We start from the raw sequence: 11,620 nt of genomic DNA on the forward strand, positions 1-11,620 counted from the left end.
TCAGTACGTGGCCGGTTGAAGGGGGGCAGTCTGCCCCGCCAGGAAGTCCTGCGCAAAGCGCTGCAGCACGCCGCCGGCCTCGTACACCGACACCTCTTCCGCCGTGTCCAGCCGGCAGCGCACGGGCACGCGCAGGGGCTCGCCGCTGCGGCGATGGACGACCAGGTCGAGTTGCGCGCCGGGGGTGCGTTCGCCTTCTACGTCGTAGGTCTCGGTGCCATCCAGCCCCAGCGTGAGGCGCGTCGTGCCGGGCAGGAACTCCAGCGGCAGCACGCCCATGCCGATCAGGTTGGTGCGGTGGATGCGCTCGAAGCCTTCGGCCACCACCGCCTCCACGCCGGCCAGGCGCACGCCCTTGGCCGCCCAGTCGCGGCTGGAGCCCTGGCCGTAGTCGGCACCGGCAATGACCACCAGCGGCTGGCGGCGCTGCAGGTAGGTCTCGATGGCCTCCCACATGCGCACCACCCGGCCTTCGGGTTCGATGCGGGCGAGCGAACCCTTCTTCACCACGCCATTGACCACGGCCATCTCGTTGACCAGCTGAGGATTGGCGAAGGTGGCGCGCATGGCCGTGAGGTGGTCGCCGCGGTGGGTGGCGTAGGAGTTGAAGTCTTCCTCCGGCAGGCCCATGCGGGCCAGGTACTCGCCGGCCGCGCTGTCGGCCAGGATGGCGTTGGAGGGCGACAGGTGGTCGGTGGTGATGTTGTCCGGCAGCAGGGCCAGGGGCCGCATGCCGCACAGCGTCCGCGGCTGGGCGGCCAGCGCGCCCATGCCCTCGGTGTCCCAGTAGGGCGGGCGGCGGATGTAGGTGGACTGCGGGCGCCAGTCGTATTGCGGATTCGCGCGAGCCTCGCCCTCGGCGCGGATCGCGAACATGGGCTCGTACACGCGGCGGAACTGCTCGGGCTTGACGCTGGCCGCGACCACGGCGTCGATCTCCGCGTCGCTGGGCCACAGGTCGGCCAGGCGCAGTTCGCGGCCCTGGGCGTCGGTGCCCAGCACGTCGCGCTCGATGTCGAAGCGGATGGTGCCGGCGATGGCATAGGCCACCACCAGCGGCGGCGAGGCCAGGAAGGCCTGCTTGGCATACGGATGGATGCGGCCGTCGAAGTTGCGGTTGCCCGAGAGCACCGCGGTGGCGTACAGGTCGCGGTCCAAGATCTCCTGCTGGATGGCCGGGTCCAGCGCGCCGCTCATGCCGTTGCAGGTGGTGCAGGCGAAGGCCACGATGCCGAAGCCCAGGCGTTCCAGCTCGCCGAGCAGGCCGGCCTCCTGCAGGTACAGCTCGACGGCCTTGGAGCCGGGCGCCAGCGAGGTCTTGACCCAGGGCTTGCGCACCAGGCCATGGGCATTGGCATTGCGCGCCAGCAGCGCGGCGGCGATGACGTTGCGCGGGTTGCTGGTGTTGGTGCAGCTGGTGATGGCGGCGATGACCACGGCGCCGTCGGGCAGGCGGCCCGCGGCCTCGTCGGCGCGCCCGGCCGCCAGCTTGGCCGCATCGGCGATGCCGCGCTCGGCCAGGGCACTGGCCGGCAGGCGGCGGTGCGGGTTGGAGGGGCCGGCCAGGTTGCGCTCCACCGTGCCGATGTCGAAGCGCAGCACGCGCTCGTACGCGACCTCGGCCAGCGTGTCGGCCCACAGGCCAGCCGCCTTGGCATAGGCCTCGACCAGGCGCACCTGCGATTCCTCGCGGCCCGTCAGACGCAGGTAGTCCAGCGTCTGGCCGTCGATGGCGAAGAGCGCGGCGGTGGCGCCGTACTCCGGGCACATGTTGGCGATGGTGGCACGGTCGCCGATGGACAGGCGCGCCGCGCCGTCGCCGAAGAATTCCACGTACGCGCCAACGACCTTCTGCTGGCGCAGGAACTCGGTGAGCGCCAGCACGATGTCGGTGGCCGTGATGCCCGGCCGGCGCTCGCCGACCAGCGCCACGCCCACGATGTCGGGCAGGCGCATCCACGACGCGCGGCCCAGCATCACGTTCTCGGCCTCCAGGCCGCCCACGCCCACGGCGATCACGCCCAGCGCATCGACATGCGGCGTGTGGCTGTCGGTGCCCACGCAGGTGTCGGCATAGGCCACGCCGTCCTGCACGGCGACGACCGGCGACATCTTCTCCAGATTGATCTGATGCATGATCCCGTTGCCCGCCGGGATCACCTGCACGTTGTCGAAGGCCCGCTTGGTCCAGTCGATGAAGTGGAAGCGGTCTTCGTTGCGGCGGTCCTCGATGGCGCGGTTCTTGGCGAAGGCCTCGGGGTCGAAACCGCCGCATTCCACGGCCAGCGAATGGTCCACGATCAGCTGCACCGGCACCACGGGGTTCACCGCGGCCGGATCGCCGCCCTCGGCCGCGATGGCATCGCGCAGGCCCGCCAGGTCCACCAGCGCGGTCTGGCCCAGGATGTCGTGGCACACCACCCGCGCCGGATACCAGGGAAAGTCCAGGTCGCGTCGGCGCTCGATCAGCTGGCGCAGGTAGTCACCCAGCCGGACCGGGTCGGCGCGGCGCACCAGGTTCTCGGCATGCACCCGCGCGGTGTAGGGCAGCCGGGCCCAGGCGCCGGGCTGCAGCGCCTCGATGGCGGCACGAGCGTCGTAGAAATGAAGGTCGGTGGCGGGAAGCGGCTGGCGGTGGAGGCGGTTCATGGGGTCGTGGAGCGGGCGGCGCACCGACGCGATGCGCCGCCGCATTGGTGAACGAAGGCCGGCAGGCGACGCCGGCCCCGCCCGTTTTTACTGGGCCTGGATGTTGTTGTCGCGCGCCACCTTGGCGTAGCGCGGGATCTCGGCCTTGATCAGCGCGCCGAACTGCTCTGGCGTGCCGCCAGCGGGCGACACGCCCGTGGGCTCCAGCTGCGCGACCAGCTCGGGCGCCTTCAGGCCCGTGTTGATGGCGCCGTTGATCTTGGCCAGCACCGCGGGCGGCAGATTCTTGGGCGCGATCAGGCCATGCCAGGCGACCACGTCGTAGTCGGGCAGGCCGGCTTCGGCGATGGCGGGCAGGTCCGGGTAGGCCGCCAGGCGCTGGGCCGTGGTCACGCCCAGGGCCCGCAGCTTGCCGGCCTTGACGTGGGGCATCAACGCCTCGGTGCCGGCCACCAGCAGGTCCACGTTCCCGGCCACCAGGTCGGTCACGGCCGGGCCGGTGCCCTTGTAGGGAATGTGCACGCCCTTGACCTTGGCCATGCCGAACAGGTATTCGGTCGTGATGTGCAGGTGGCTGCCGTTGCCCGCCGAGGCGAAGCTCAGCTTGCCGGGGTTCTTGCGCATGTAGTCCAGCAGCTCCGCCATGTTCTTGGCCGGCACCTTGTTGGGGTTGATGCACAGCACGTAGGCGCCCTTGGACAGCTGGATCACGGGCGTGATGTCAGCCACCGGGTCGAACTTGAGCTTGTAGAGCGCCGGATTGACCGTGTAGCTGCCCGCCACCAGCAGCAGCGTGTAGCCATCCGCAGGCTGGTGCAGCGCATAGTCCGTCCCTAGCGTGCCGCCGGCGCCGGGCCGGTTGTCGACGATCACCGACTGGCCCACACCCTTGGCCAGCAGGTTGGAGCCGACGCGGGCGATGAAGTCCGAGCCGCCGCCGGGCGCGAAGGGACAGACGATGCGGATCGGCTTGTTGGGATAGCCGTCCTGCGCGGCAGCGTCGAAGCCGAGCGGCAGGGCCAGGCTGGCAAGGCCGGTGTTGAAGAGGCGGCGATTGAGGGTCACGGAAGGATGTCTCCAGGGTTGGCGGCCCGCACCATGCGGCCGACCGGGCGCGGGATCGTCGGTGCGCCGACCTGACGGGAACCTGCGTGGGCTGCAACCCTTCGGAGGCGATGGTTGCAGCTGATCGCATGCCGCAGCGGCGCCGATGTCGCTCGCGCGCTCCCGAATGGATGCACCAAAGCCGTGCGCCACGTACGATGCAGGAGCGGCCGCCATGGCCGCCCCCTATCGGCCGCCCCGTCCGGTCGGCCTGTTCCTGCCGGTGCCACCGCGCGCCCGCCTAGCCTGCGTCACCATGCGATCTCCTTCCTGGGCCGATCTGGCGGCCCGCTTCCGTCCTGCCACCGCCCGGGTCGATGCCCGTGAGCGGCTGCGCGCCTTCGCCGGTGCCGGCCTGGGCATCCTGATCACCGCGCTGATCGCCCGCTGGTGGGCATTGCGCACCGGCATGGCGGCGCCCTGGCTGGTGGCGCCCTTGGGCGCCAGCGCGGTGCTGGTGTTCGCCGTGCCGGCCAGCCCGCTGGCCCAGCCCTGGGCCGTGGTGGGCGGCAACACCGTCTCGGCGCTGGTGGGAAGTGCCTGCGCCCTGCTGATTCCCGACCCGGCCTGGGCGGGCGCGGTGGCGGTGCTGGCGGCCATCGCCGTGATGTTCGCGCTGCGCTGCCTGCATCCGCCGGGCGGCGCCTCGGCCCTGCTGGCGGCGCTGGGCGGGGTGGGCTTCGGCTTCGCGCTCTTTCCGATGCTGGTCGACTCGTTGCTGCTGGTGCTGGCCGGCATGCTCTACAACGGGCTGACCGGGCGACGCTATCCGCATGCGCCGCAGGCCCCGGCCACCGCGCCAGCGGGCAGCCGCTTTTCCGCCGCCGACCTCGACGCCGCGCTGGCCCACTACAACCAGGTGCTGGACGTGAGCCGCGACGACCTGCAGGACATCCTGCAGTACGCCGAATCGGCTGCCTACGAGCGCAACTTCGGCCAGCTGCAATGTGCCGAGGTGATGTCGGCCGGGCCAGCGGCGGTGCAGTTCGGCACGCCGCTGGAAGAGGCCTGGACGCTGATGCGCGCGCGCGGCGTGAAGGCCCTGCCGGTGGTGGACCGCTCGCAGCGCGTGGTGGGCATCCTGACGCGGGCCGACTTCCTGCGGCACGCCGGCTGGGACCAGCGCGAGGGCGTGGGCGAGCGCCTGCGCAGCCTGCTGCGGCGGGACGGCCTGACCCATTCCGACAAGCCCGAGACCGTCGGCCAGATCATGACCCGCGAGGTGCGCGTGGTGAGCAGCCACCGCCGCATCGCCGAGCTGGTGCCGCTGTTCGCCGAGGCGGGCCATCACCACCTGCCGGTCATCGATGCCGACAAGCGCCTGGTGGGCATCATCACCCAGTCGGACGTGGTTCGGGCGCTGCACCGGGCCTCACGCCCGGCCGGCTGACGAGGCCGTCACCTCCCCACGGAGTCGATCATGAAGAAACAGACGACGAGACAAGCGGGCCTCCCCGGCATCCTGCCGCGGCTGGCGCGCTGGACCGGCAGCGCGATGCTGCTAGGGCTGGCCGCGCTGACCGGAACGAGCGCACCCGCCCAGGCCGCGGACGAGATGCAGCGCCGCATGGCCGCCTGCACCACCTGCCACGGCCGCGAGGGGCTGGCGACCAATTCCGGCTACTTCCCGCGGCTGGCGGGCAAGCCGGCCGGCTACCTGTACGACCAGCTGCGCAGCTTCCGCGACGGCCGGCGCCAGCAGGCCGACATGAACCACCTGCTGGCCCAGCTCTCGGACGCCTACCTGCGCGAGATGGCCGAGTACTTCGCGGAACTGGACCTGCCCTATGCCGCGGCCACGCCCTCCGACCTGCCCGCGGCCGAACTCGCCCGGGGCCGGGCACTGGTGCTGGAAGGCGATGTGGCCCGTGGCATACCGGCCTGCGTGCGTTGCCACGGACCGGCGCTCACTGGCGTGCAGCCGGGCATTCCCGGGCTGCTGGGGCTGCCGCGGCTGTACATCGCCTCGCAGCTGGGCGCCTGGGTCACGGGCGACCGGCGCGCCCTGGCGCCCGACTGCATGGCCGAGGTGGGCCGGCGGCTCAGGAGCGAGGACATCCGCGCAGTCGCCGGCTGGCTGGCCGCGCAACCGGTGCCGGCGAACTACAAGGCCGTACCCGCTTCGGCCCTGCCCGCGGGCCTGCCGGTGGCGTGCAGCGCGATGGAGGCGCACCGATGAACGCGCCGCTCACAGGCGCACCAGCGGCCCGGCCGTCGACGCTGCGTCGCGCCCTGCTGTGGACCGCACTCGCCCTGGGCACGGTACTGACCGCGCTCGCCGCCACCGTGGTGCTGCTCAACCTGCGCGGCGAGGCCCCGATCCGCGACGACCTGGCCCCGCCCGCCGCCTCGGCCGCGCAGCTCGAACGCGGGCGCTACCTGGCCTTGGCGGGCAACTGCGCCGGCTGCCACACCGCCCGCGGCGGCGCCGCCTATGCGGGCGGGCGCGGCATCGAGACGCCCTTCGGCACGCTCTATGCCGGCAACCTCACGCCGGACCCGCTCACCGGCCTGGGCCAATGGAACGCCGACCATTTCTGGCGCGCCCTGCACCATGGCCGCTCGCGTGACGGGCGGCTGCTGTATCCGGCCTTTCCGTACACCAGCTTCACGCAGGTCACGCGCGACGACTCGGACGCGCTCTTCGCCTGGCTGCAGAGCCTGCCGCCGGTGACGCAGGCCAACCGCCCGCACACGCTGCGCTTTCCGTACGACACGCAGGCCGCGCTGGCCGTGTGGCGGGCGCTGTTTTTCCGGCCGGCCGAGTTCGTGCCCGAGCCCAGCCGCTCGGCCGAGCACAACCGCGGCGCCTACCTGGTGCAGGGCCTGGGCCATTGCATCGCCTGCCATGGCAGCCGCAACACGCTGGGCGCGACCGACGTGAGCCGCGGCCTGGCCGGCGGCATGCTGCCGGGCGAGAACTGGTATGCACCGGCCCTCGATGCCCCGCACGAGGCGGGCGTGGCCAACTGGCCGCTTCAGGACATCGTGGCGCTGCTCAAGACCGGCCGCACCGAGCACGGTTCGGTGCTGGGGCCGATGGCCGAGGTGGTCTACCGCAGCACCCAGCACCTGAGCGATGCGGATCTGCAGGCCATGGCGCTGTACCTCAAGGACCTGCCGCAGCAGCCGGCCCCACCGGCCCCCGCCCAACCACCTCGCCGCAACGAATCGCTGCTGGCGCGCGGCGAGAAGGTCTACGCCCAGCAATGCGCCTGGTGCCACGGCGAGCAGGGCCAGGGCGAGCCGGGCGCCTTTCCGCCGCTCGCGGGCAACCGGGCGGTCAACATGGCCAATCCGGTCAACCTGGTGCAGGTGGTGCGGCGCGGCGGCTACCCCCCGGCCACCGAGGGCAATCCGCGCCCCTACGGCATGCCGCCCTTCGGCCATGTGCTGAGCGACGAGGAGATCGCCGCGGTGCTGAGCTATGTGCGCAGCAGCTGGGGCAACACGGAGACGGAAGTCACGCTGCGCCAAGTGATGCAGCGCTAGAGGCGGCTCAACCCCAGGGCTCCGCGGCTTGCGGGCGCGATCCTCCGGGACCGCCACCGAACCGGCCGGCCCCTCAGCTGCGGCGTCCGAGCGCCTGTGAAAGCCGCACCGACTGTGACTTGAGCAGTTCCACGAAGCGGCGCACACAGGCGGCATCGACCCGCACGCTCGGCCCGAAGACGGCCAGCGAACCGACCACCCGCCCATCACCCAGGAAGACCGGCACCGCCACCGCCACTGCCCCCTTGATGAGTTCGTCGCGGCTGACTTCGTAGCCCTGTTCTCGGATCTGCTGCAGGCGCTTGCGCAGCGCGTCGCCCTCTGGGCCGGTGGGCAGATGCACCTCTGGCGCCTGCAGATGCGCAAGGATCACACGCCCGCTGGCACCACGGGCCACGGCCTCGCGGTGACCGACGCCACGCTTGAAACTCAACGGCTGGGCGCTGGGCAGTTCGGCGACGCAGACGCGGTGGTCACCCTGGTGCAGCAGCAGCGCAACGGTTTCGCACGTCTGCTCCCACAGGGCCTGCAGCATGGGCTGGGCCAGCGCCGCCACGTCGAGGCCGGTGCTCCACACGTGCGCTAACTGGGCCACCGAAGCCCCCAGTGCGAATCGCTGAGGCACGCCGCTCGAGATGATGAAGCCCTTGTTCTCCAGCGTGCGCAACAGCCGGTAGAGCGTGGGCCGGCTCAGATCCACCCGCTTGAGCAATTCGCCGGCCGTCAGCGCCTGGTCGCCCGGCCCGAACGCCAGCAGGATGTCCAGGGCACGTTCCACGGCGCGTACGCCTTCACCCGATTTTTCTTCTGCGTCCAAGCGAGCACTCCTGTATTGGGTCGCGGATTGTCACCAGCCAATTGTCCAACAGACGGACACGATGACCATCTGTTGACCAAGCGCAATTGAGTCCGCACAATGGATACATGTCCATCAAATGGACTTAACGATGACGATGGAGAACACACGATGAACAAGGAAATGTCTGAGACCCTCACTCGCGTCGGTCCGGGTACGCGCATGGGCGAGTTGTTGCGCCGCTATTGGGTGCCGGCCCTGATGTCCAGCGAGATCGCCGAGCCCGATGGCCCGCAGGTGCGCGTGCAGCTCCTGGGCGAGAAGCTGCTCGCCTTCCGCAACACCGATGGCCGGGCGTGCCTGATCGGAGAGTTCTGCTCGCACCGCGGCGTGTCGCTCTACTTCGGTCGAAACGAGGAGAACGGCATTCGCTGTGCGTACCACGGCGTCAAGTTCGACGGCGACGGCCACTGCGTGGACGTGCCCTCCTCGCCCCAATCCTGCGCGCGTATGCACATCAAGGGCTACCCGTGCATCGAGCGCGGCGGCGTGGTGTGGGCATACATGGGGCCCGAAGGCCAGCAGCCCGAGCTGCCGGAAGTCGAGTGGTGCACCCTGCCGCCCGAGCAGGTCTTCGTCTCCAAACGACTGCAGTACAGCAACTGGCTGCAGGCCATGGAAGGCGGCATCGACACGGCGCATGTGTCGTACGTCCACCGCTACGAGGTCGACTCCGACCCCATGCACCAGGGTGTCAAGGCACTCGACTACATCAAGGCCGACGGCAACGTGATCTTCGAGATCGAGAAGACGCCTTTCGGCCTGAGCCTGTTCGGCCGGCGCAACGGCGAGCCCGATTCGTACTACTGGCGCATCACGCAGTGGCTGTTTCCGTGGTTCACCCTGATCGCCCCATTCGGCGAGCACGCGCTGGCGGGCCACGTCTGGGTCCCCATCGACGACCACCATTGCTGGGCCTGGAGCATCAACTGGCGACCCGACCGTGCACTCAGCGATGAAGAACTCGAGGCCATGCGCGCGGGCAAGGGCATCCATGTGGAATACGAAGCACCGGGCAGCTTCGTGCCCGCCGCCAACCGCGACAACGACTACATGATCGATCGTGTCGCCCAACGCGAGCAGCGCTCGTACAGCGGCGTGTTCGGCTTTTCGGCGCAGGACTATTCGCTGCAGGAGAGCATGGGCCCGATTCAGGATCACGAAGCCGAGCGCCTGCTGCCCACCGACAAGGCCATCGTGATGGCCCGCCGCATGCTCAACGAAGCGGCGCTTGGGCTCGAACAGGGCGAGGCGCCGCCGGCGCTGAATCCGCAGGCGCAGCGCGTGCGTCCGGCCGGCGTGCTGCTGCCGCGAGAGCAGAGCCCGCTGGAGTGGGCCAGCACGGAGTTGGCCGACAGCACGCGCAAACCGGTCTTCAGCCTCTGAAGCTGGCATCCGCCCCACGAAAGACAGGAGACATCATGCGAATTCCCAAGACACTCGCGCTGGCCGTGCTGGCCGCGGCCTGCGCCAGTTCGGCGTGGGCCGCCGACGCGGCCGCAGACTGGAAACCCAGCCGGCCGGTGCGCATCATCGTGCCCATCGTGGGCAGCACGAACGACGTGCTGGCCCGCCTTGTCGCCCCCAAGCTGCAGGAAGCCTTCGGCCAGCCTTTCGTGGTCGAAAACAAGGGCGGCGCTGGCGGCAACATCGGTGCCGCCGAGGTCGCCCGCGCCGCCCCGGATGGACAGACGCTGCTGGTGGGCTACAACGGTCCGCTGGCCATCAATGTCACGCTGTTCGACAAGATGCCCTTCGACCCGCGCAAGGACCTGGCGCCCATCGTGCTCGCCGTGAAGTCGCCGCAATACCTGGTGGTCAATCCATCCACGGGCATCCGCGACGTGCGCGACTTCATCGCCAAGGCCAAGGCCAACCCGGCCAGGTATTCCTATGGCTCGGTCTCGATGGGCAGCGCCTCGCACCTGACGATGGAAATGATGAAGTCGGCGGCCGACTTCCGGATGACCCATGTGCCTTACCGCGGCGCGGGGCCGGCCGTGGCCGACCTGCTGGCTGGGAACGTGCAGGCGGGCTTCTTCGTGCCGGGCAATGTGCAGGGCTTCGTGAAGGAAGGACGTCTGAAACTGCTGGCCACGAGCGGCGCCAAGCGATTTCCCAGCACACCCGATGTGCCCACCCTGGCCGAGTCGGGCCTGAAGGATTTTGAAGCCACGTCATGGATCGGCTTCCTGGCGCCTGGAGGCACGCCGCCGAACATCATCAAGCGCTACAACGAGGAGTTCGTGCGCATCCTCGCCATGCCCGACATCAAGGCCCGCCTGGAAGAGATGGAGTTCGAGGTGGTCGCAGGATCGCCGCAGGACTTCAGCCGCTGGATCGACACCGAGATCAACCGCTGGGGCAAGGTGATCAAGGACACAGGCGCGAAGGTGGACTGAGGATGGCTGCGACGAACTCCGCACGCCTGGCCGGCAAGGTCGCCCTCATCACTGGCGCGGGTGCCGGCATCGGTGCGGCGACGAGCCGGCTGTTCTGCCGCGAGGGCGCCCGCGTGGCCCTGGTCGACGCCGACGCCGAAGCGCTGGCACGGACGCACGCAACGCTGCGCGAGGAATTTCCTGATGCGTCAATGCTGACCCTGGCGGCCGACGTCCGCGACGAAGCCGCTGCCACCGAGGTGGTGGCGCGATGCGTGCGGCACTGGGGCGGCCTGCATGTGCTGGTCAACAACGCCGCGATGCGCAACTACAGCGCCGTCGATGCCCTCACGGCCGAGCAGTGGCAGGCGGTGGTGGCGGTCAATCTGGTCGGCATGAGCCAGTACTGCAAGGCCGCCCTTCCGGCATTGCGCGCCAGCGGTTGCGGTGCCGTGGTGAACGTGTCGTCGTGCTACGCGGTGACCGGCCGCAAGGGCATGGCGCTGTATGACGCGACCAAGGCGGCCCAGTTGGCCTTCACCCGCACGCTCGCCTTCGAAGAGGCACCGAATGGAGTGCGCGCCAATGCCATCTGCCCCGGCTCGACGCTCACGGACTTCCATGTGCAGCGGGCGACCACGGCGGGCAAGTCAGTGGAGCAATTGCGCGCCGAGCGCAGCACCAGTTCGCTGATCGGGCGGTGGGCCGATCCGGTGGAGATCGCGCACCCGATCCTCTGGCTGGCGTCTGAAGAGGCGTCTTTCATCACCGGCACGACGCTGATGGTGGACGGCGGCCTGCACATCATGTGAGCCCAGCGAATGTCTTTGCTTCGAGCACGGGTCCACACGATGCGCCACGAGGCCGATGGCATCGTCAGCGTCGAATTCCGCCCGGCCAATGCCGGCGTGACCTTTCCGGCCTTCGCCGCGGGCTCGCACATCGACCTGCACCTGGCCAACGGCCTGGTGCGCAGTTATTCGCTGTGCAACCCCTGCAGCGACAGCGGCCGCTATGTGGTGGGCGTGCTCAACGACCGCGCGAGCCGGGGTGGCTCGAAGTTCGTGCACCAGCAGCTGCGCGTGGGCCAGGTGATCGACATCTCGGCCCCCCGCAACAACTTCGAGCTGCACGAGGA

The 11,620-nt window shown here is 69.9% G+C and carries 9 protein-coding genes and 1 pseudogene; 7 read left to right on the plus strand and 3 right to left on the minus strand.

All coding sequences use genetic code 11. The features are described from left to right. Positions 1–2,649: a Fe/S-dependent 2-methylisocitrate dehydratase AcnD gene (gene acnD / locus BXA03_RS19025; protein WP_076510790.1), complete on the minus strand. Its 2,649-nt coding sequence runs from the start codon at positions 2,647–2,649 to the stop codon at positions 1–3. Positions 2,650–2,736: 87 nt separating this feature from the next. After that, positions 2,737–3,714, minus strand: a complete 978-nt coding sequence (locus tag BXA03_RS19030) for a tripartite tricarboxylate transporter substrate binding protein (RefSeq protein ID WP_076510748.1) — start codon at positions 3,712–3,714, stop codon at positions 2,737–2,739. 295 nt (positions 3,715–4,009) lie between these two features. On the opposite strand from BXA03_RS19030, the gene BXA03_RS19035 reads away from it, so the two are divergent. The 3 genes from BXA03_RS19035 to BXA03_RS19045 are packed head-to-tail and all read left to right on the plus strand — an operon-like array spanning position 4,010 to position 7,245. Further along, on the plus strand, positions 4,010–5,143 hold the full coding sequence (locus BXA03_RS19035; RefSeq protein WP_076510791.1) for an HPP family protein: 1,134 nt from the start codon (positions 4,010–4,012) through the stop codon (positions 5,141–5,143). Between the two features lie 30 nt (positions 5,144–5,173). Further along, positions 5,174–5,932 (plus strand): c-type cytochrome, encoded by a 759-nt coding sequence (locus tag BXA03_RS19040; protein ID WP_369822451.1) that lies wholly within the window; start codon positions 5,174–5,176, stop codon positions 5,930–5,932. Further along, positions 5,929–7,245 carry a c-type cytochrome gene (locus BXA03_RS19045; protein WP_076510750.1) on the plus strand — a complete coding sequence of 439 codons (1,317 nt, stop codon included), beginning with the start codon at positions 5,929–5,931 and terminating at the stop codon, positions 7,243–7,245. Before BXA03_RS19040 ends, BXA03_RS19045 begins: the two co-directional genes overlap by 4 nt. 73 nt (positions 7,246–7,318) lie before the next feature. Here BXA03_RS19045 and BXA03_RS19050 read toward each other — a convergent pair whose 3' ends face one another. Continuing rightward, positions 7,319–8,023: an IclR family transcriptional regulator gene (locus BXA03_RS19050; RefSeq protein WP_234983749.1), complete on the minus strand. Its 705-nt coding sequence runs from the start codon at positions 8,021–8,023 to the stop codon at positions 7,319–7,321. A gap of 189 nt (positions 8,024–8,212) precedes the next feature. On the opposite strand from BXA03_RS19050, the gene BXA03_RS19055 reads away from it, so the two are divergent. The 4 genes and pseudogenes from BXA03_RS19055 to BXA03_RS19070 all read left to right on the plus strand — a co-directional run. Continuing rightward, the gene (locus BXA03_RS19055) at positions 8,213–9,487 is read left to right on the plus strand and encodes an aromatic ring-hydroxylating dioxygenase subunit alpha (protein WP_076510754.1); all 1,275 of its coding nucleotides are present in this window, start codon (positions 8,213–8,215) and stop codon (positions 9,485–9,487) included. Between the two features lie 35 nt (positions 9,488–9,522). Further along, positions 9,523–10,503, plus strand: a complete 981-nt coding sequence (locus tag BXA03_RS19060) for a Bug family tripartite tricarboxylate transporter substrate binding protein (RefSeq protein WP_076510756.1) — start codon at positions 9,523–9,525, stop codon at positions 10,501–10,503. Positions 10,504–10,505: 2 nt separating this feature from the next. Next, a complete protein-coding gene (locus BXA03_RS19065; RefSeq protein ID WP_076510758.1) occupies positions 10,506–11,294 on the plus strand; it encodes an SDR family NAD(P)-dependent oxidoreductase in 789 nt (262 codons plus the stop codon). Between the two features lie 9 nt (positions 11,295–11,303). Next, positions 11,304–11,620 (plus strand): annotated as a pseudogene (locus tag BXA03_RS19070) (oxidoreductase); the annotation flags it as partial.

This window comes from Pseudacidovorax sp. RU35E, assembly GCF_900156165.1.
GTDB lineage: Bacteria > Pseudomonadota > Gammaproteobacteria > Burkholderiales > Burkholderiaceae_C > Xenophilus.

Excerpts from the sequence above, each read along its gene's own strand:
- BXA03_RS19065 (WP_076510758.1), top strand. The coding sequence starts at position 10,506 with ATGGCTGCGACGAACTCCGCACGCCTGGCCGGCAAGGTCGCCCTCATC.
- acnD (WP_076510790.1), bottom strand. The coding sequence starts at position 2,649 with ATGAACCGCCTCCACCGCCAGCCGCTTCCCGCCACCGACCTTCATTTC.
- BXA03_RS19035 (WP_076510791.1), top strand. The coding sequence starts at position 4,010 with ATGCGATCTCCTTCCTGGGCCGATCTGGCGGCCCGCTTCCGTCCTGCC.
- BXA03_RS19040 (WP_369822451.1), top strand. The coding sequence starts at position 5,174 with ATGAAGAAACAGACGACGAGACAAGCGGGCCTCCCCGGCATCCTGCCG.
- BXA03_RS19045 (WP_076510750.1), top strand. The coding sequence starts at position 5,929 with ATGAACGCGCCGCTCACAGGCGCACCAGCGGCCCGGCCGTCGACGCTG.
- BXA03_RS19060 (WP_076510756.1), top strand. The coding sequence starts at position 9,523 with ATGCGAATTCCCAAGACACTCGCGCTGGCCGTGCTGGCCGCGGCCTGC.
- BXA03_RS19055 (WP_076510754.1), top strand. The coding sequence starts at position 8,213 with ATGAACAAGGAAATGTCTGAGACCCTCACTCGCGTCGGTCCGGGTACG.